The sequence below is a fragment of the Desulforamulus reducens MI-1 genome (assembly GCF_000016165.1).
GTDB classification, from domain to species: Bacteria; Bacillota; Desulfotomaculia; order Desulfotomaculales; family Desulfotomaculaceae; genus Desulfotomaculum; species Desulfotomaculum reducens.
The window spans coordinates 1143626-1164184 of sequence record NC_009253.1; the positions used below are offsets into that span (position 1 = coordinate 1143626).

The window sequence follows — 20559 nt, forward strand, 5'->3', positions numbered from 1 at the left end:
TTTATAAAATATTGAAAGGAATAATCAAATGAAAATCCTTTCTGTATCTGATTTAACAAAATACATCAAGAGAAAATTAGAAAGTGACTCTTTCTTAGCTAATATTTGGGTAAAAGGGGAAATATCTAATCTTAAACTGCACAGTTCAGGACATATTTATTTAACACTGAAGGACAAGGAATGCTGTCTGAAAGTTGTTATGTTCCGTTCCCGTGCCAGAGGTTTGGTGTTCCGGCCGGAAAACGGTATGTCTGTGATTATTCAAGGTTACCTTTCAGTTTATGAAAGGGATGGCAGCTATCAGTTATATGCCGAAGCCATGGAACCAGATGGGGTGGGAGCTTTGTATATTGCCTTAGAGCAGCTTAAACAAAAGCTCTCAGCCCAGGGGTATTTTGATAAGGAAAGAAAACGGCCCATTCCCAGAGTACCTAAGGTTATTGGTATTGTTACTTCCCCCACAGGGGCTGCCATCCAAGATATGCTAAACATCATAGGACGACGTTGGCCCAACGTTCATATCATTGTAGCGCCGGTTTTAGTACAGGGGGAAGGTGCAGCAAACTCCATCAGTCGGGGCATTATACAAATGAATCACCTGGGTACAGTGGACGTTATAATCGTAGGTAGAGGTGGTGGCTCGCTGGAGGAACTATGGGCCTTTAATACCGAGGCAGTGGCCATGGCCATCGTTCAGTCCAAGATCCCTGTCATATCAGCGGTAGGCCATGAAACGGATTTCACAGTAGCGGATATGGTGGCTGATTTACGTGCCCCTACGCCATCCGCTGCGGCTGAGTTAGTAGTTCCCGATGGTAAAGAAATGAGCCGCTATCTGGAGACCTTAGAAAAAAGATTGGCAAAAGGGATGGGAGGCTATCTAGAAAGGGCACAGCAGAGAGTGGTAAAGTGCCTTGCCATCCCTTCCATGCAAAGACCGTTCTTAATTACTGGCAATAGGCAACAAACGTTGGATACACTTACGAGTAATTTATATAGGGCAGGCAAGCTTTGTATTGCAGACAGAACCACCCAGCTTGCCAATTTAGCTGGCAAGCTAAATGTACTAAGCCCGCTGGCTACCCTCTCCAGAGGCTATGGCATTTGTACCACCACCGGTGGAGAAATTGTCTCGGACACCAAAGGTGTCGCAGTGGGACAGACAGTGCAAGTTGTGCTGCATAAGGGTAAGCTTCTCTGCCAAGTTGAAGAAAAGACTGAATGAAGATAGGCAGACTGCATAATTTGAGGAAGGAGATCCTATGACAAAAATTTTAGATGGGAAAAAAATTGCATCCATACTTCGGGAAGAGTTAAAGCAAGATATTATAACCCTAAAAGAAAGAGGTATTGAACCTAAATTAGCAGTGGTGCTGGTTGGAGAGGACCCAGCCTCAGTGGCCTATGCAAAATTTCTGCAAAAGGTAAGTGAAAATGCTGGGGTTCTTTTTGAACTTCACCAATTGTCAAAAAGTACTGCCGAGGAAGAAATAATTTGCAAGATTGAAGATTTAAATCAGATTCAAGCCGTGCATGGGATTTTGATGATGATGCCACTGCCCCCCCATGTGAACAAACAGCACATCATGGAACATATTTCCCCACTAAAAGATGTGGATGGTTTACATCCCTTTAACAGGGGGCATTTGATCAGTGGTGGGATATGTCTGCACCCAGCTACTCCCACTAGCTGTTTAGAAATCCTTAAGCGTTCAGGTATTACACTGGCAGGTAAACACATTGTGGTGGTAGGTCGGGGTGAAACAGTGGGCAAACCCTTGGTTTTCATGGCATTGGCAGAAAACGCCACTGTGACCGTCTGCCACAGCCGTACGGTGGATCTAGGTAAGTTTACCAAACAGGCAGATATTATCATTTCTGCCGTGGGCAAGCCGGGATTAATCACAGCGGATATGATTAAACCTGGGGCTGTGGTTGTGGATGCCGGAATACATGAAGAAGCTGGCAACATCATAGGTGATGTAGACTATGAACAAGTGAAGGAGATAGCTGAAGCCATAACACCCGTACCCGGAGGTGTCGGCAGCTTAACCACTGTTTTAATGTTAAAGAATGTATTAAAAGGAATCCAACTTCAGATAGGGACCCAGGAATAGGGGGGATCAAAGATGATAAATTATCTAAATTGGAGTGTTGAAGAGCTTTTTAAAAGGGCAGCTTCGCCTGAACCAGAGCCCGGTGGCGGGGGAGCCTCTGCTATGACCGGGTGTTTAGGCATTAGTATGCTGGTAATGGTTGCCCGAATTACCGAAGCGAAGGAAAAGGACCCAGTAACAAAAGAAACCTTGCTATCAATAATAGCATCATTGGAAAAAAATATGTTAGCTTTACAATCCCTGGCCCAAAAGGATATGGAAGCCTTCAATAATTTTATGAAGGTACTGTCCTTACCCCGTAACACATCCGAGGAAAAGACCCTGCGTGAAGAAAAAAAGCAACAGGCAGCCCTCTTGTCTGCCAATATCCCGCTGGAGATGGCCAAAGGTTGTATGGCAGGACTCCAAGCAGCTGTCAGCTTGGCCAGTAGTGGTAGTAAGTATGCCATCAGTGATGTGGGGGTCGGGGTGCACTTACTTGAAGCAGCCCTTAAGGGGGCTTTGCTGATGGTAGAAGCGAATCTACCTTATATTAACGTGCCAGATACAGTACAGAAATTAAGGCATGAATGTGAGCTACTTATAGTCGAAGCTGGGCGATTAAGTTGTGATACGCTGGATACTGTTCGAAAAAGAATGTAATACTGGGGGATTGTAAATGAAAGCGGAAAAGAAAACCTTTGAGGAGGCCCTAGCTCGGTTGGAACAAGTTGTTAGGGAATTGGAATTAACGCAACTTCCCTTGGACCAGGCATTAGAGTTATTCGCAGAAGGAATTACATTATCGAAGTATTGCAACAGTTGCCTAGAACAGGCAGAACAAAAAATAAGCATGCTGATGGCAGATGGCGAATTAAAAGATATACCTGGGGCACTGTCAGGAGGTAGTTCCCGTGAACTTTAAGGAAGAATTAAAGCAATGGTCCCAAAAAGTGGATGAAGCGTTGGACCGATATATACCGTCTTCCGATGCTTATCCCTCGGTCATTCATGAAGCCATGCGTTACAGTATTTTTGCAGGGGGTAAAAGGTTAAGACCCATCCTGGTGCTGGCGGCGACCCAAGCTGTGGGCGGCAATACTGAAAAGGTAATGCCCGTGGCCTGTGCCATGGAACTGATCCATACCTACTCACTTGTCCATGATGACCTACCTGCTATGGATAATGACGATTTTCGGCGGGGCCGTCCTACAAATCATAAGGTATATGGGGAAGCCATGGCTATTCTGGTGGGAGATGCTTTACAAACTTTAGCCTTTGAACTGATTGCCCAGACAACGGAAAGTTTTGAAGCTGATAGGGTTAATCAGGTTACTTTAGAAATTGCCAAGGCAGCGGGTTCCAGTGGGTTAATTGGTGGTCAAGTGGTGGACATCTTATCTGAGAATAGGGATATAGATGGAGACACCTTGGAATACATCCACCGACACAAAACCGGTGCCCTGTTTAGAGCCTCCATACGTGCAGGAGCTATTCTCGGAGGGGCCACAGTCAATCAATTGGCAGCCTTAACCCTATACGCAGAGCAAATGGGTCTTGCCTTTCAGATCAAGGATGATTTGTTGGATATAGAGGGTGATGAGGCAAAAATTGGTAAACCGGTGGGTAGTGATATTAAAAATCAAAAATCTACTTATCCATCTATCTATGGAATAGAAGAAGCGAAGAGAATGGCTACGGAGGCCGCCGCAGAAGCGGTAAATGCGATAAAAATTTTTAATCATAAAGCGGAATTTTTACAAGACATCATGCATTTTATTATCAATAGGGATCATTAATCAAAGCTTGAGAGATTGCCTATGTGAGAGAATGAGCAGTATCATTAATTTAGCCTTTTATTCAATTGGCTGGTCAAGTTTGCATGATAGCGGCATTTGAGACGGAAGTATTCGCATGTTATAATTCATAGCGTGCTAAGAATATAACTTAAAAATAAGTGATACAGTATCCTAGTCAGCATTACCTTTCTGAAGGCGGGCCTAAAAATCCGTTAAGGGCACATCGATGAAGTTCCTGGTGCTGGCTTTTGACGCCCAGTTGGGGGCTGGTACTGGGAGTTAAGGGGATGGGGCGACCTACAACGGCATGTGGGCATCGACCCCGTCCCCGTGGAGACCCAAGTGCGTGGGGAGTCGGAAACGGCAAACTATGGCTTGGCTGTTAACCTGCATGTGGTAGGAAGCTGCGTGCAGTGTAGCCTGACTTGAAGTGGTACTGGTGGATATCTCTGGTACAATATAAAATACGGGCCCGTATTTTATATTGTGGGTTGAAACCTTTGCTGCAAAAGAGTCTAAGAAAGATTAATGCTGTTGAGGAAAACTCCTAGGCTGTTCGGCACTTGCCGGGGCAGATCAGGAATTAAAGTGTGGACTAAGTGGTAATCTAGCCCTGAGAGCGGTAACGCCTCAGATAGGGTTTAATGGGAAACCGCCGGTTTGGCGACAGCCGGTACCGCTATGGGAAAACCTGCTGGACCTAAGCCACAACATTTACCTGATCTGCTACTCACTTATCTAAAATTTACATAAAATCCGGGGTGAAATTTTTTGGGAAACCATAAATCCAATGTTTCCACTCGTTACTTGTTTTTGGTGTCAATTGGATCTTTTTTACTGGCAATTATTTTTTCATTGTTGTCGGAAACCATGACGCGGGTTGTAAAAAGTGTTATTATATCCTTGTCTGGTTTGTTGTTTATTATACTAATCGGTATTCTTGCAGATATTATTGGAACAGCAGCCACTGCTGCTCAGGAGGCACCTTTTCATGCCAAAGCCGCCAAACGTGTTCGCGGGGCAAAAGAGGGTGTTTTTTTGTTACGTAATGCAGATAAAGTTGCAAATATTTGCAATGACGTTATAGGAGATATTGTGGGTACTGTCAGTGGTGCTTTAGGGATATCAATTGTGGTTAAAATAGTAAAGAGTAATCCGGGACTCGACGCCTTTTGGGCCAATATTGTAATGACGGCACTGATTGCCTCGATCACGATTTCCGGCAAAGCTTTAGGAAAAGTACTAGCCTTAACAAGGGCAAATGATGTAATATTTTTTGTAGGTAAGATATTGGCTTATTGGGAGAAACTTATTGGTAAAAAGCCAGTAAGAAAAAAGAACCCGAGGTCTTAAAAGAGGGTGGAGCATATTACCTCAATATTAAAAAACATTGCTAGTCCAAAGGATCTAAAAAATTTAAGTTTAAAACAATTGCAAAGTTTAGCTTTAGAAATTAGGGAAACTATTATTAAAACTGTATCCAAAACGGGCGGTCATCTCGCCCCGAACCTGGGAGTTGTAGAACTGACCATTGCTTTACACTGTGTTTTTGATACTTCTGTAGATCGTATTATTTGGGATGTAGGACACCAAAGCTATGTTCATAAGCTGCTTACCGGACGACTGGCGCAGTTTTCGACCCTGCGACAGTATGGAGGCCTCAGTGGGTTTCCCAAACCCGAAGAAAGCATTCATGACGCCTTTGCCACAGGGCATAGTAGTACATCTATCTCCGCAGCCCTGGGAATGGCGTTAACTCGAGATTTAAAAGGCGAGAAGCATTCTGTTGTAGCGGTTATAGGTGATGGTTCTCTGACAGGTGGTATGGCCTTTGAGGCTCTGAATTATGCTGGTCACCTGAAGACCAATATGATTGTGGTTTTAAATGATAATGAAATGTCCATTGCACCCAATGTAGGTGCTTTATCCGGTTACTTGAGCCGATTAAGGACGGACCCTAAATATTCTAAGGGTAAGGATGAGATTGCGGATCTGTTACAAAAAATTCCCCATGGTCCCAAACTTCTTAAAGTGGTGGATCGGTTAAAAGATAGTGTAAAATACCTAGTGGTACCGGGGATGCTGTTTGAAGAACTAGGTTTTACCTACTTGGGTCCGGTGGATGGTCATGATACCAAGGCTGTGTTGACCATGTTGCAGCAGGCTAAGGCTGTCAGTGGCCCTGTTTTAGTACATGTTATAACCAAGAAAGGAAAAGGTTATCTTCCGGCGGAACAAAATCCGGACCGTTATCATGGAGTTGGTCCCTTCGACCTAGAAACCGGTACGGTGGTGAAATCCCAGGGACCACCTAGCTATACAGAAGTCTTTGGTGAAACCATTGTTAAATTAGCCAAAGAAGATGATCGAATTATTGGTATTACTGCAGCCATGCCTAGTGGGACAGGCCTGAATTCCTTTGCTAAAGAGTTTCCCAAAAGGTATTTTGATGTAGGTATTGCAGAGCAGCATGCCGTAACTATGGCCGCAGGAATGGCAGCAACAGGTTACCGCCCCATAGCTGCTATCTATTCAACTTTTTTGCAAAGGGCCTATGATCAGGTTTTACATGATGTATGCATGCAAAATTTACCAGTTACCTTTGCCCTGGATCGAGGCGGACTGGTGGGAGACGACGGACCTACGCACCATGGTGTTTTTGATATATCCTTTTTAAGAAACATCCCTAACCTAGTTATGATGTCGCCAAAGGATGAAAATGAGTTACAACATATGTTGAAGACGGCAGTAACCTATAACGGACCCGTGGCAATCAGATACCCCAGGGGTAATGGCATTGGGATTTCCATGGATGAAAAACTTCAATGTTTGCCCATAGGGAAAGGCGAAGTGATAAGAGAGGGAAACGATGTTCTGCTACTTGCCATCGGCAACATGGTACAGGAAGCACTCAAGGCTGCTGAGAGTTTAAGTGCCCAAGGCATTGAGGCTACTGTAATCAATGCCCGATATACAAAACCATTGGATGAAGAGCTTATCTTAAACTATGCTGGCAGAATTAAGAACATCGTAACCATTGAGGAGCACGTACTGGCAGGGGGCTTTGGTAGTTCGATTCTTGAACTGTTTGAATCCTCTGGCCTGACCGATGTAAAGATGAAACGGCTGGGTTTGCCTGATGAATTTATTGAACATGGAACACAAAATCAATTAAGAGCTCAATACGGGTTAACTTCGGCAGGGATTGTCGATACTGTTTTAAATCATCATATCCATAAAAATAGAACCCGTAAAGAATTTTTGTAAATGAAAATGTTGGAGGAAATGTACTTTGGCTGTTACCAAAGAACGTTTAGATGTCTATCTCGTAAACAATGGTTTTTTTCCCAGTCGGGAAAAGGCCCGTGCCGCGGTGATGGCAGGGCTTGTTTTTGTTGATGGCGAACGGGTGGATAAGCCCGGACACCAGGTGAAAGCAGAGGTTTCTATACAAGTACAGGGCAAGACACTGCCCTTTGTTAGCCGTGGTGGCCTTAAGCTGGAAAAGGCCATGAAAGAGTTTGATATTGATTTAAAAGATCGGGTGGTCATCGATATTGGGGCATCCACCGGTGGTTTTACTGATTGTGCCTTGCAAAATGGAGCTAGGTTGGTCTACGCCGTTGATGTAGGCTATGGACAGTTAGCCTGGAAACTTAGATCTGATCCAAGGGTTATCAGTATGGAGCGGACCAATATTCGGTACTTGGAGCCCGAAGCATTGACGGAACGCCCCAGCTTTGCCACCGTCGATGTTTCCTTTATTTCGCTGGCCCTAGTTTTGCCTAGGGTAGATCTTCTGACTGAATTGGTGGCGGAAGGGATTGCTTTAATTAAACCCCAATTTGAGGCCGGCAGAGAACGGGTTGGCAAAAAGGGTGTAGTGCGTGATCCTGAAGTGCATATAGAGGTGATCGAGAAGGTCCTGGGAGTTGTGCACAATCTGGGATGGCAGGCGGTTGGACTTGCTTTTTCGCCTGTACGGGGTCCAGAAGGTAATATTGAATATTTACTGTACTTTACAAAGGGTCAGCAGGAAAGAGGAACTGCGCCCAATATTCGGGAGACTGTCTACAGTGCCCACACTACCCTTGAGTAACAATAGGTCTGTAGGGGGGGGTTTCTTTGCTTCCTGGTGACCTTCTTATTATCGGCATTATCCTAGGCGTTCTAATTAGCTATTATCTATTTAAAAAGGGACAATCCTATCTTGCAAAAAAACGAGTATTGAAGGCAGGCAGAGCAGAGATTGCTGCCAGAAGATTTTTGGAATCCGAGGGGTATACTGTACTGGCAGTGCAGGAAAGGGTGCCCATTATCACAAAAGTGAATGGCAAACCCCATAAGAGCCATATCAAAGCGGATTTAATTGTACAAAAGGGAAAAGAAATTTTTGTGGTGGATGTAAAAACCGGTGAAGTTGCACAGAAACCGGCTTCGCCGGATAATCGAAGACAATTATTGGAGTACTTTTTAGTCTACCGTCCTAACGGGGTTTTAGTTTTGGATATGGATAACAAGAAATTATACAGGTTGGAGTTTGAAATTGATTTTCCATCCCCGAAAGGAATGAACATTATTCCCTACATTTTATCCTTTTGTGCCGGTGCATTGTTAACCTATCTTCTATTTAAAGGGGGATCTATCCGTTGAACACAATCGGACTGGTGGTTAACAGCAGTAAAGGCGACGTAGCAAAACCAGTTAGGGAAGTGATATCTTGGCTGGCTGAGCAGCGTATAAAAGTTTTGTATAATGAAGAGAGTGCAGTATTATTGGGATGTCCAGAAGAGGGAATATCAACCCGAGAGCTGGGTGCCCAATGCGATTGCATTATGGTTTGGGGCGGGGATGGAACGCTGCTGAATTGTGCCAGGCAAACTGCCTCCAGTGGAACTCCGATTTTTGGCGTTAATTTAGGACGCCTGGGATTTTTAACGGAAATTGATATCCCCGATTTAAGGGAAAGGCTGCAAGCCTTAATTGCTGGACATTTTTATATAGAAGAAAGAATGATGTTAGAGGCTACCGTCATACGGGGTGGTCAAGTTGTAGACCAAGCGGTTTGTTTAAATGATGCAGTTGTTTCCAAGGGTGCTTCTTTTCGCATGGTTCAACTGCGCATTTTGGTCAACAATGAGTTCGTCGGGAGTTTTGCTGCGGACGGTGTCATAGTTGCCAGCCCCACAGGTTCAACAGCCTATTCACTGGCCGCTGGAGGACCCATCATATCACCGGATATGGAGGCCATGCTGATTACACCCATATGTCCTCACTCTTTATCAAACCGCCCCATTGTCATATCACCACAAAGTAAAGTGGAAGTTCAAGTATTACCCTACGTGGATAAGGTGGGGTTAAATTTAGACGGCCAGTATGGTTTACCCCTAAGGGAAGGTGACAGAATACTTATCAATAGGGCAACTGTAAAGGCTCGTTTTCTAAAAATCCAAAAAACAGGGTTCTATGATGTCCTGAGGGAAAAATTAAAGGAGTGGCAGAACGGCCTTGATTAATTGGTTTATGGCTGCTAAACTTGGTCATGATTTTTTGGCAGAAATTTTGCGTAACGGAGACTTAGCTGTGGACGGAACAATGGGCAACGGTCACGATACTCTATTGCTAGCCCAACTGGTGGGGTCCCAGGGTAAAGTCTATGCCTTTGATATTCAAGAACAGGCCATTGATAATACTCGGCAAAGATTAGTTTCACAAAATCTGTTTGACCAACGGGTAAAGCTAATACACGATGGGCACCAGAATATAAAACATTACATCGAACATCCCATTCGTGCAGCAATTTATAATTTGGGTTATTTGCCCGGAGGGGATCATGGGGTTATTACAAAGACTGAAACAACATTGATAGCCCTTGAACATACCTTGAATTTGCTTAGTTCTGGCGGCAGAATGGTCATTGTTGTTTACCCAGGTCACCCGGGAGGCCAACAGGAAAAGGAAGCTGTAGAGCAAATGGTTTCACAACTGGATTCGCTTCATTATAAAGTTCTAAAAATGACCCTGGTTAACCGTCCTCCCTCAGCACCGGGGGTCGTTTTAATCGAGAAGGTGAGGGAATAAAGTGAAAACACAACGGCAAGCTAAAATACTTGAATTAGTGCGAGAAAGAACCATTGAAACCCAGGAGGAACTGGCTGCGGCTTTAAGGGCAGAGGGCTTTGAAGTAACTCAAGCAACGGTATCCAGAGATATTAAAGAACTAAGTCTGATAAAAATTCCGGGGGAAAATAACACTTCCTATTATGCTTCCCCTGGTGAACCCATGATCCGAAGAGGTGGAGAAGATCGATTAAGACGGTTGGTTCGCTTATCACTAAGCGATATTAATTCTAGTGAAAACCTCATTATTATAAAAACACCGCCTGGGGAAGCTCAGGGAATGGCATCTGCCATTGATCATGTGCACTGGCCACAAATTATTGGCACAGTGGCAGGGGATGATACCATACTAGTTATTGTAAAACCAAAAGAAGCAACACCGGAGGTTGTACAGAGGTTCCTTGAATTAGCAAGGGGGTAATGAGCTGTGCTGCAATCATTGTACATCAAAAATTTTGCTTTAATTGACGATGTTGAGGTTGATTTTTCTGATGGCTTAAACGTCGTTACCGGGGAAACTGGTGCCGGTAAGTCGATGCTGATTGATGCCCTGCAGGTTGCCTTAGGAGGACGGGCTTCAGTAGAATTTATCCGTTCCGGTAGAGATAAGGCAACGGTCCAAGCTACCTTTGATATTTCTCACTTATCCTGGCTGAAAAAAAAATTAGAGGAGTCGGGAATTGATTATGACGAAGATCATCTCCTGATTCTCTCCCGGGAATTAAATCGCAGTGGAAAAAATACCTGCCGTATCAATGGTCGGCCGATTAATCTAGGAATCTATAGAGAAATGGGTAGTGGCTTAATTGATATGTTGGGTCAGTACGAGCAACAATCACTTTTGAACCAGGAAAAGCATCGGTGGCTTTTGGACAGATTGGGGGGCCAGGAGGTACTCAATCAGGTTGTTAAAGTAAAAGGAATTTATACCCAGTGGAAACATACAACTGCACAACTGAACGAAATTGAAACCAATGCCAGGGAAAATGCTCGAAGGTTTGAAATGTTGACTTTTCAGGCGAAAGAAATAGCCCGGGCAGATCTGGCAGAGGATGAGGAAGAGGAGCTTCTCAGTGAACGGCGTTTGTTGGTTAACGCTGAGAAGATCACCCGTTTAGCAGGGGAGGTCTATGATTATCTTTATGGGGGAGAAACTAATGTAACTCCTGCTGTGGACACTGTTGGTAAAGCCACTGGTGCACTTGAGGAACTGGCTGAAATAGATAACAACCTGGTTAGTCTGATAGAGGCTTTAAAGACGGCACTTTATCAGTTGGAGGATGTGGCAAGGGAAATATCCTCCTACCGTGATCAAGTGGAATACAATCCCGAGCGTTTGGATCAAATTGAGAACAGACTCAATCTAATTAAACAATTAAAATATAAATACGGTTCTAGCATTAAGGAAATACTAGATTACAAAGAAGCTACTCTTTTAGAAATTGATAAATTATCCAATAGTTCCCAACAGGCAGATGATTTGAAAGAAAGTATTAAAGGCTTGGAAAAACAATGGATTCAACAGGCAAAGGATCTCACAGAGCTACGGCAAAGGGCTGCGAAGCAGTTGGAAGAAGACGTCGCCAGGGAATTGAAATATCTGGAGATAGGTGCCATGGATTTCAAGGTAGGCATGAACCCCAAAACGGGTGTTTCTTCACAAGGGCTGGAGGAGATAGAGTTTCTTATTGCCCCGAATCCCGGTGAACCACTGAGACCCTTACAAAGGATTGCTTCAGGAGGCGAGCTCTCACGAATTATGTTAGCATTAAAAGTCCTTTTATCCGGGGTTGATGAAGTACCTACTTTAATTTTTGATGAAATAGATACAGGTGTGGGCGGCAAAGCTTTGCAGGCTATTGGCGAGAAATTAGCCCTGATTGGGCAAACCAGGCAGGTTATCTGTGTTACCCATGGAGCCCAGGTAGCATGTTTTGCAGATACTCATTATTTAATTAGTAAATCAGTTGTTGATGGACATACCAAGACAACTGTAGAGAAATTAAATCAATCGGGAAGAGTAGAAGAATTAGCAAGAATGTTGGCTGGTCGTGAAATAACAGATATTGTGAAGGATCATGCATTACAGATGCTAAAGATGTCAACAAACTGTACTAAAAATTGAAAACTGATTTTAGAATTTTACGGCTGCAATTGCAGTCGTTTTTCATTTTTAAAATGAATCGGTAAAGAAAACAAAACTTACATAACTATTCTCAACAGGCTAAATCATTGAATTCGGCAATTTCCGGCAAAAATGACATGAGTAAAAGGATTTTTATAAGGTTATCTTAAGATTACAAAAGATTTATTTAATTTTTACCTTATATCTTTAATTTCCACTGATTCTAAACATTTGGGAGGTGATTAAGTAAAAGGATAGTGCCAGCTAAGTTTTCTTTAACAAAATTGAAGGAGGGGCTGTACTTGGACTTCCGGAAAAAGAAAGTGCTAGTATTACTACTGGCAGTTATATTCTTGGGCCTTGGTTTACAGCTACCGTTCCAAACTTTAAGAAATATGCCATTGCATCAACATGTATCTGTGGGGGATAGTATAGACTATGATATTAATTTACCCGAATTCTTAACAAATCAATTTGAATTTAATATAGATGGTGTAAAACCTTCTTGTTTTCATTTAGGCCAAACTACTCCGGTGGCAGCAAAGCTAGGGGATCTAAAGGTTGAAGTGAGATTATTTGGTATTATTCCAGTAAGACAAATGATGGTCAGTGTAGTACCTGAGATCCGGGTAATACCTGGAGGACAGGCCATTGGAGTAATGGTGGATTCAGAAGGCGTGATGGTTGTGGGAAGGTCAGCTATTATTGATGAGAAGGGCGAGCGTCATAATCCAGCAGCAGAAGCAGGGGTTGAACTGGGAGATACACTGATTAAGATTAACGGCCAAAAAGTAGAGACAGAGAGCCAGGTAAGGGCATTAATTGATAAAATGGGTCAATTAAAAAAACCATTGTCCATGGAATTTAAGCGAAAAAATACAAAAGAACATTACCATACAAAGATTTCTCCTATTTACTGTAATGAAACGCAGCGTTATCGGGTAGGTTTATTTGTTAGGGATAGCACTGCTGGGGTAGGAACCATGACCTTTTATCATCCAGAATCCAGATCCTATGGTGCATTAGGCCATATTATAACAGATATTGATACCTGTCAGCCTATCAACTTGAATAGCGGTAAAGTTGTGGGAGCCCGGATAGAAGGCATTCGAATGGGCAAAAAAGGCCAACCCGGAGAAAAATTGGGGGTATTTAGGGCAGAAGAACAAATATCCGGTAACATTACAAAAAATACAAATTGTGGTATCTTCGGTAAGTTGGATAAAGATCCTAAGAATCTTTACAGCAAAACGGCTATACCCGTTGCGATGGCTTCAGATATTAAAGAAGGTCCTGCTGAAATCTATACTGTACTTAAGGATAATAAAATAGAGAAGTTTAGCATTGAGATACAAGAAATTATCCCCAATGGTAAAGATGAAGGCAAAGGGATGATCATTAAAATCAATGACTCCAAACTACTTGCAAAGACCGGAGGGATTATACAAGGAATGTCAGGGAGTCCTATTATTCAAGACGGTAAGTTGGTTGGAGCGGTGACTCATGTCTTTGTTAATGACCCCTCAAGAGGGTACGGTGTCCTTGCAGAATGGATGTTGTACACTGCCAATGTGCTACCAAAACATGTAAGCAAAAGAAAAAACGAACAATTTGATGTTAGAACAAATGTGGCTTGCTAATATCATCATAATAACAAAATTTAGTCAAATTTGTGTCGAATTGAATAAATTTAAGCTTAAAAGTAAATTTTTACCTTTTTAAAGAAGGAGTTTATACCCCGCCTGTCGAAACAAATAGAGCATCAGAAATAGATTCCAATATATGGAAAAATAAAGAGAAAAAATAGGAGGCGGGGTCTTAAATTATGATGAGAAAGGCAATAAAAGTGTTAATTGCAGATGATAACAGAGATTTCTGTGAACTACTGAAGGAATTTATTAATCAACAGGATGATTTTGTGTTAGTGGGTATTGCTAATAATGGGTTGGAAGCCTTGGAAATAATTAATTCAGAAGCACCTGATGTTATGGTTTTAGATATTATTATGCCACACCTGGATGGCATTGGTGTGCTAGAAAAGATATCCACAGGGACAGTTGCTCATAAGCCAAAGGTAATTATGTTAACTGCCTTTGGGCAAGAAAGTGTTACATCCCGTGCTGTGGAATTAGGGGCAGATTATTATATTTTAAAACCCTTTGATTTTGCCGTACTGGCAACCAGAATCCGCCAGCTGGCTGATGGAGTGGCAGTGGCCCAATATATTTCACCCAGTAAACCTCGCAATCTGGATGTCGCCGTAACCAATATTATTCATGAAATGGGAGTTCCAGCCCATATTAAAGGATATCATTATTTAAGAGAAGCTATTTTATGTGTAATCAATGAAGTTAACCTCTTAGGTGCCGTTACTAAAGAACTTTATCCTATGATAGCACAAAAATATCAAACCACACCCAGTCGTGTGGAAAGGGCCATTCGACATGCCATTGAACTGGCCTGGGATCGTGGAAATATTGAAATGATGACCAAATTCTTTGGCTACACCATTAACTTGGAGCGTGGTAAACCCACCAATAGTGAATTTATTGCTATGGTAGCTGATAAATTAAGAATTGAGAGTAAGGTAAGTTAGGGTTCCTGCATATATATTTATAATTCCTAAAATATTTATTTTTCCCCTTATATTTGGAGTTTAATTCTAATAAGGGGAATTTTTGATTTAGATAGATTTCTTTTTTAAAGGCGATGGGGTAGAATAATAGCAGATTTAAGTAATTGTCAACTAATTGTGTTAAAGAAAATACAAGGAGCGATGTTGTGAGCGAGAAAGTTCTTACTCAAAAAGAAATTGATGAACTGTTTGCCAGATATGAAGAACAGCCAATAAAACAAGAAGCAAAAGATCTCTTAAATATGCAAGAATTAGATATTATAGGTGAAATAGGAAATATTTGCATGGGTACTGCTGCCACTACCCTTTCACAGCTACTAAGTCAACGGGTAATCATCGGTTACCCTAAAATTATTGTTTGTCAACAAGATGAAGTTTTTGGCAGCTTCTCAACCCCTTATTTAATTATTGAGGTTCAATTTAAAGAGGGATTGAACGGATTCAATGTTCTTGTTATCAATGAAGAAGAGATTGCTATCATTGCTGATATTATGATGGGCGGGAATGGGCAGGTCACAAAACCCGTTATGATTACAGAGATGGAGTTAAGTGCTTCTACCGAGGCTATGAACCAAATGATTGGATCCTCGGCTACGGCAATGGCGGACCTATTTGGTATCGGTATTGATATTGCTCCACCCAAAGCCACAATGGTTGAAGATTTGCTTAATGCTAGTCATACACCCTTACCAACGGATAAGCCTGTAGTGGTTGCCAGGTTTGAAATTACAATTGGGGATATTATTAAGACAACCTTTATGCAAATAACCAACGTAGATGCAGCCCGTGACCAAGCGAACTACCTGTTGATGAAAGCAGGGGCCTGTGATGCAGAAAATACCGAGGAGAAGGCTAGTGACGAGACAGTTATACAAAACTTTACTCAAACGAAAGCACCTTTCGATTTACCAAACCTTGCTGGTGCCTTGGCTATCCCTGTGGATTTAGAGTTCTCACTGGGTAAAATTCGTTGTACCGCAGGAGACTTGGCAAAGTTGAAAAAAGGGGATACCCTAGCAATTCCTTTCTCAAGTCAACAAATTAAGCTCCTGGTGGGGGGAATACCAGTTGCCCTAGGAGAACTGCAGACCCATGCGGAAGAAACCAAGATCAAAATCAGCCGGTTGTACCAGAAGAGCATTAAATAATAAGTTCTTATAAGTAAGGTTAAAGGTTTCGTACATTAGAAAGCGATCGTATGAATTTCATGCGATCGCTTTCTTAGCAATTAGAAAGAATAAAACTTTCCGACTTAATTTTAGTATCACATTTTTAATGTTGGTATAAACTACGGGTGTCAAATCTTTTTTTAGGGGGGTTTTTATGGTAAGGAAAGTTGGAGCAACGGATAAAAAAGGCAAAGGCAGCCAAAGGAATGAAACTCATATGGCAGGGATAACAACTGCCTCTGATTTTATTCAAGAGAAAATGGCGAAGGAATCCGGGATTAAGCTAGACCAACACGTAAATGAATATTCACATTTAAAATAACACCGCCAAATTAGCGGTGTTATTAGTATTCAATCTCTTTCTCAATGTACTCTTGACAATTTGCTTTAAAGTTATTTAATAATTTGTTGACCCGTTCTTGACCATAGCGTTGAATTAATTCGTAACCACTTACATAAGTACACTTCTTTGTAATTTCTGGGATTGCTAGAATACAAGCTGGATGTACTCTTTTGTTTAATACGATCTTTCTTTGATATTTACAATTATCACAGGATGGATTATTCATTTCATCACTCCCTCAATGAAATCCTAATCTTTCTATTGAATTTAGGATAGGATAAACTTATTAAAGCTTTATGTCAACCATATTATATTGGTTTAAAAAATTATTTACCTATAATTAACAAACTACGGCTTAAACGGGTATGCTTAAGCCGTAGTTTTATACAACGGAATTCGATACAGGTTTCTTAAAATATTTGGCAAAAGCTACAAAAGAATAGCTATTTTAAAACTTATAAAAATAATTATATTTATCAGTTAAATAAAAAATAATTGGTAAAAAATAACATTAAATCAAATTGGGTATACTTGACTTAACGATTTTATAACATTAGAATGAAGTTGTTAAGGTGGTGATTTGTGCAAATGCATGTAAGATCAATCGCCCGCGTGGATAAAAGAACAAAAGATCTAGCAAAAAGAATTCATGCAAATGAAATAGCTGTGATATGTCATCATGAATTGGATAAAGTAGCAGCAGACTCCTTAATTGCAGCTAAAGTTAAAGCGGTAGTCAATGCTGTACCTTCACTAAGTGATGATTATCCTAACCTAGGTCCAATAACACTCCTCGAGGCTGGTATACCGATTATTGACAATGTTGGAAAAGAAGTTATGGAAAAGATTCAAGATGGAGTAGAACTGGAGATACGAGGAAACGTTGTTTATCTGGGTGGACAAATCTTGGCAGATGGAATGATATTAACTCTCCAGCAAGTTAAAGAACACATGGAACAATCCCGAAGCCGTATGGATCGGGTTTTATCCCGTTTTATTCATAATACACTGGACTACGCCAAAAACGAGGTGGATTTTGTTTGTGGCGGGTTACGCATTCCAGAAGTTGGTACAACCTTTAAAGGTAGGCATACCTTAATTGTTGTAAGGGGACACAATTATAAACAAGATTTAAATGCAATTAAATCTTACATTGATGAAGTTCAGCCCATATTAATCGGTGTCGATGGGGGTGCTGATGCATTACTGGAGTTTGGCTATACACCTGATTTAATTATCGGAGATATGGACAGTACCACCGATAAAGCCCTCTGTAGTGGTGCGGAGCTGGTTGTGCATGCCTATCCAGATGGCAGAGCACCGGGCATGGAAAGAATTGAGGCCATGGGATTATCTGCTAAGGTGTTTCCGGCGCCGGGTACCAGTGAAGATATAGCCATGATGTTGGCCTATGAAAAGGGGACTGAATTGATCGTTGCTGTAGGGACCCACTCCAATATGTTAGATTTTTTGGAGAAAGGGCGTAAAGGGATGGCCAGTACATTCCTGGTTCGACTAAAGGTTGGCGATATTCTGGTTGATGCAAAAGGGGTTAGTCAACTCTATAAGAGTCGCGTTAAGATGAAATACATTGGCCAAATACTGCTGGCGGGGCTTGTCCCACTGGTGGTGGTTATTGCAATGGCTCCTCCCACCCGGGAGCTATTCCGGCTACTGGTACTAAATGTACGTTTAATCTTTGGTATTTAGGAGGAAGTCCTTTGATTATTGATTATCGCTACCACATTGCTTCCTTAGTGGCTGTTTTTATTGCCTTAGGCATAGGAATTTTGGTAGGTAGTGCCGTGTTAGGAAATGAGGGTATTGTTGAGCGTCAAAAGCAACTGGCAGATCGCTTAGAAATTCAATTAGAAGAGCTAAGAGATAAGAATGAAGCTGTACAAGCCAGAGCCAATAATCTTGAAATAGACAACAATATACAAAAACAGTTTGAGAAACAGGTGTTACCTCCGCTGGTGGCTGGAAAGTTATCTGGCAAAAGGTTAGCCATTGTAGAAACCAACAGTTATGGCTTTCGTGATGATTTAATTAATGCACTAACGATGGCAGGTGCCACTGTACAGTCGGTAACAACCGTTTTAGATGGTTTTGAATTAACCAATCGCAAGGACCGCATCATTAGTGAATTGAATCTTAAAGAAAATGAAGATGAAAAAATTATCAAATTGTTGGCAGCAGAAACAGCCAGAGGTATTTTAACCGGTGAAAAACAGGCTATGCTAAATACTTTGGCTCAGGTGGACTTGCTTGAGTTGTCCGGAGACTATGGTGTACCGATTGACGGTATAATATTCATCGGTGGCAGTCAGGACCAAACTCTCGTTAAAACAGAGAATTTGGATTATCCCATGATAGATTATTTTTTACAACAAAAACTCCCTGTTTTCGGAGTTGAGGAAACGAATGTAACCTTTTCTTACATGAAGTCCTATCAGAAGAAAAGGGTCAGCACGGTGGATAACGTTGAAACGGTTCCAGGCCAACTGGCGCTTGTTATGGCTATTGCAGGGAAACCAGGACATTATGGGGTTAAGCCCACTGCCAAACAGTTACTGCCACCCTTTGAGACAACTGGAGGTGTAGGAAGTGGCCAAAGTGTCAGTGGTAATACCCGCCCATAATGAAGCCAATAGAATTTCCGATACCATAAAAGGAGTTCAAAGGATTCCGGAGGTATCGGAAATTCTTGTGATCGATGATGCATCCACAGATGGCACCGCTGAACTGGCGGAACAGACAGGAGCTACCGTAATTAGATTATCTAAAAATATGGGAAAAGGAGGGGCACTAAACGCTGGGGTAGCCAAGGCTTCCGGTGATATAGTGGCCCTTTTGGATGGCGATTTAGGAAGCAGTTCCAGTGAAGCTAGAGCTCTTATATTACCGGTTTTACATAATACTGCCGATATGACCATTGCCCAATTTCCCCGTGCCAAGAAAAAGGGTGGTTTTGGACTGGTAAAAAATCTGGCCCGATCCGGTATCCGATATTATGCAGGCTTAGAAAGCAATGCTCCGTTATCCGGTCAGAGGGTGATGACCCGACAGGTGTTGGAAACAGTTGTTCCCTTTGCCTCGGGTTATGGTGTTGAAGTGGCCTTAACCATTAAAGTTGCCCGAGCAGGATTTCGAGTTCTTGAGGTCCCCACACAAATGTCCCACGCAGAAACCGGCAGGGACCTAAGGGGTTTTATGCACCGTGGCAAACAATTTGTTCATGTGGCCAGGGTACTGGCGGGCTGTTTTGTACAATATGGTTTTAATGGTTTTACCAGCGCCAAGGGTTGTCAAAAATAAATTTGGCTAGAATGGGGTATAGTTAACCATCATAGGCAATATAGATAGGACTACCAATGCGGTGATAGAAAGGAACTAAGTTTTTAAAGTCCTTGAGGTGTACCATGACACAACTTACTTATGTTTATTTTATTGTTTCTTTGCTGGTCTCCTATGGGGTGGCCAGAATAATCCTGCCAAGCATTTTGAAACTGATTACAGAGGCGGGCTATGTTAGAGCAAATTTTCGAGGGGATGCTATTCCAGTTGGAGTAGGACTTGTGTTTTTTATAAGCGTCCTTTTACCAACAAGCTTTGTACTATTCCTAAATACAGATAGGTACCAACCCAGTGCCTTGCTCTATTTATTCGTCCTAGGTTCTATGACATTATTGGGTATGACCGATGACATCTTTGGTTCTCGGGCAGATAGTGGTCTAAAGGGACATATTAAAAAGATGCTCCGGGGGGAATTAACAACCGGGGGGTTAAAACTGGCGGCCGGGGGCGTCATGTCTATGGTTGTAGCTGTATCCATTAGTAGTCACTGGCAAGATATTGTCCTTAATACTCTGGTGATAGCCCTTTCTATCAATGCAATCAATTTATTGGACCTTCGGCCAGGTCGGGCTGGCAAGGGTTTTTTATTAGGAGGCATCCTCCTGTTTCTGGGTGGTTGGCCATCCTTTAATCTGGTTTGGTATGTCATGACAATGGGTGCTTTGTTAGCTTACCTCCCTACTGACCTGAAGGCTAAAGCTATGATGGGCGATACCGGTTCCAATGCCCTGGGGGCCACCATAGGCATAACTTCTGTACTGGTGTTACCGGAAACGGTTAAAGTCAGTTACCTAGTATTTTTAATAGCCTTTCATTTATTTACAGAGAAGTACAGTTTAACAAAAATCATTGAAAAAAATAAAACGCTCAATTATTTGGACCAATTAGGAAGAAATCAGTAAACTTACTGTAAAT

General features: G+C 42.1%; 21 protein-coding genes. All 21 read left to right on the forward strand.

Features of this window, described 5'->3' with window-relative positions:
* Nucleotides 1-28: 28 nt before the first annotated feature.
* Entirely contained in the window at nt 29-1225 is a 1197-nt protein-coding gene (xseA, locus tag DRED_RS05790; protein WP_011877433.1) for an exodeoxyribonuclease VII large subunit, read from the forward strand.
* Between the two features lie 37 nt (nt 1226-1262).
* Nucleotides 1263-2117: a bifunctional 5,10-methylenetetrahydrofolate dehydrogenase/5,10-methenyltetrahydrofolate cyclohydrolase gene (locus tag DRED_RS05795; RefSeq protein WP_011877434.1), complete on the forward strand. Its 855-nt coding sequence runs from the start codon at nt 1263-1265 to the stop codon at nt 2115-2117.
* A gap of 12 nt (nt 2118-2129) precedes the next feature.
* The gene (locus DRED_RS05800) at nt 2130-2759 is read left to right on the forward strand and encodes a cyclodeaminase/cyclohydrolase family protein (protein WP_011877435.1); all 630 of its coding nucleotides are present in this window, start codon (nt 2130-2132) and stop codon (nt 2757-2759) included.
* 16 nt (nt 2760-2775) lie between these two features.
* Nucleotides 2776-3021, forward strand: a complete 246-nt coding sequence (gene xseB / locus DRED_RS05805; protein WP_011877436.1) for an exodeoxyribonuclease VII small subunit — start codon at nt 2776-2778, stop codon at nt 3019-3021.
* Nucleotides 3011-3895 (forward strand): polyprenyl synthetase family protein, encoded by an 885-nt coding sequence (locus DRED_RS05810; protein ID WP_011877437.1) that lies wholly within the window; start codon nt 3011-3013, stop codon nt 3893-3895. The genes xseB and DRED_RS05810 overlap by 11 nt, the downstream gene beginning before the upstream one ends.
* Nucleotides 3896-4666: 771 nt before the next feature.
* The gene (locus DRED_RS05815; protein WP_011877438.1) at nt 4667-5248 is read left to right on the forward strand and encodes a hypothetical protein; all 582 of its coding nucleotides are present in this window, start codon (nt 4667-4669) and stop codon (nt 5246-5248) included.
* Nucleotides 5249-5263: 15 nt separating this feature from the next.
* Nucleotides 5264-7162 carry a 1-deoxy-D-xylulose-5-phosphate synthase gene (gene dxs / locus DRED_RS05820; protein ID WP_041274822.1) on the forward strand — a complete coding sequence of 633 codons (1899 nt, stop codon included), beginning with the start codon at nt 5264-5266 and terminating at the stop codon, nt 7160-7162.
* A gap of 25 nt (nt 7163-7187) precedes the next feature.
* Entirely contained in the window at nt 7188-7994 is an 807-nt protein-coding gene (locus DRED_RS05825; protein WP_011877440.1) for a TlyA family RNA methyltransferase, read from the forward strand.
* A gap of 26 nt (nt 7995-8020) precedes the next feature.
* Entirely contained in the window at nt 8021-8548 is a 528-nt protein-coding gene (locus DRED_RS05830) for a hypothetical protein (RefSeq protein WP_011877441.1), read from the forward strand.
* Nucleotides 8545-9411, forward strand: a complete 867-nt coding sequence (locus DRED_RS05835) for an NAD(+)/NADH kinase (RefSeq protein WP_011877442.1) — start codon at nt 8545-8547, stop codon at nt 9409-9411. Before DRED_RS05830 ends, DRED_RS05835 begins: the two co-directional genes overlap by 4 nt.
* The gene (gene mnmM / locus DRED_RS05840; protein ID WP_041274490.1) at nt 9404-9976 is read left to right on the forward strand and encodes a tRNA 5-(aminomethyl)-2-thiouridylate-methyltransferase MnmM; all 573 of its coding nucleotides are present in this window, start codon (nt 9404-9406) and stop codon (nt 9974-9976) included. The genes DRED_RS05835 and mnmM overlap by 8 nt, the downstream gene beginning before the upstream one ends.
* Nucleotide 9977: 1 nt before the next feature.
* Nucleotides 9978-10436 (forward strand): arginine repressor, encoded by a 459-nt coding sequence (gene argR / locus DRED_RS05845; protein WP_011877444.1) that lies wholly within the window; start codon nt 9978-9980, stop codon nt 10434-10436.
* Between the two features lie 6 nt (nt 10437-10442).
* Nucleotides 10443-12140, forward strand: a complete 1698-nt coding sequence (gene recN / locus DRED_RS05850; RefSeq protein ID WP_011877445.1) for a DNA repair protein RecN — start codon at nt 10443-10445, stop codon at nt 12138-12140.
* Nucleotides 12141-12442: 302 nt separating this feature from the next.
* On the forward strand, nt 12443-13780 hold the full coding sequence (gene spoIVB, locus DRED_RS05855) for a SpoIVB peptidase (protein WP_011877446.1): 1338 nt from the start codon (nt 12443-12445) through the stop codon (nt 13778-13780).
* A gap of 185 nt (nt 13781-13965) precedes the next feature.
* Nucleotides 13966-14736, forward strand: a complete 771-nt coding sequence (gene spo0A / locus DRED_RS05860; protein WP_011877447.1) for a sporulation transcription factor Spo0A — start codon at nt 13966-13968, stop codon at nt 14734-14736.
* Between the two features lie 185 nt (nt 14737-14921).
* A complete protein-coding gene (gene fliY / locus DRED_RS05865) occupies nt 14922-15923 on the forward strand; it encodes a flagellar motor switch phosphatase FliY (protein ID WP_011877448.1) in 1002 nt (333 codons plus the stop codon).
* Between the two features lie 175 nt (nt 15924-16098).
* A complete protein-coding gene (locus DRED_RS18625; protein WP_156779605.1) occupies nt 16099-16266 on the forward strand; it encodes a hypothetical protein in 168 nt (55 codons plus the stop codon).
* 609 nt (nt 16267-16875) lie between these two features.
* Nucleotides 16876-17997 (forward strand): putative cytokinetic ring protein SteA, encoded by a 1122-nt coding sequence (gene steA, locus DRED_RS05875; RefSeq protein ID WP_011877449.1) that lies wholly within the window; start codon nt 16876-16878, stop codon nt 17995-17997.
* Nucleotides 17998-18008: 11 nt separating this feature from the next.
* Entirely contained in the window at nt 18009-18929 is a 921-nt protein-coding gene (locus DRED_RS05880; protein WP_011877450.1) for a copper transporter, read from the forward strand.
* Nucleotides 18895-19605 (forward strand): glycosyltransferase family 2 protein, encoded by a 711-nt coding sequence (locus tag DRED_RS05885; protein WP_011877451.1) that lies wholly within the window; start codon nt 18895-18897, stop codon nt 19603-19605. The genes DRED_RS05880 and DRED_RS05885 overlap by 35 nt, the downstream gene beginning before the upstream one ends.
* A gap of 104 nt (nt 19606-19709) precedes the next feature.
* A complete protein-coding gene (locus DRED_RS05890; RefSeq protein WP_011877452.1) occupies nt 19710-20546 on the forward strand; it encodes a hypothetical protein in 837 nt (278 codons plus the stop codon).
* Nucleotides 20547-20559 lie beyond the last annotated feature (13 nt).